Raw genomic sequence first — 227 nt, 5'->3', positions numbered from 1 at the left:
GTCACGGAGGGTCTCCCGGTCCCGGACGCGGTCCGGGAGGCGACCGGGCATGTTCTTGCGGCTCTGCAGGCCACGGAGGCACCGCTGGTGGTCCTCACCCGCCACGGTGTCGCCACCACCGCCGGGGCACCCCTCGACCTCGCCCACGCCGCGGTATGGGGCCTGGTCCGCTCCGCGCAGGCCGAACAGCCCGGCCGCATCACCCTCATCGACACCGACACCGACAC

At 74.0% G+C, this 227-nt stretch carries 1 protein-coding gene; it reads left to right on the top strand.

Annotation, left to right across the window (positions count from 1 at the left end; all coding sequences use genetic code 11):
- Positions 1-227: SpnB-like Rossmann fold domain-containing protein (locus tag ACLQ2N_RS36095; RefSeq protein ID WP_425820045.1), on the top strand; the 227-nt coding region annotated here is incomplete at both ends.

Origin of the sequence: Streptomyces sp. DT224 (genome assembly GCF_049844595.1) — a bacterium.
Taxonomy (GTDB): Bacteria; Actinomycetota; Actinomycetes; order Streptomycetales; family Streptomycetaceae; genus Streptomyces.
This window is presented reverse-complemented; position numbering and strand designations above follow the sequence as displayed.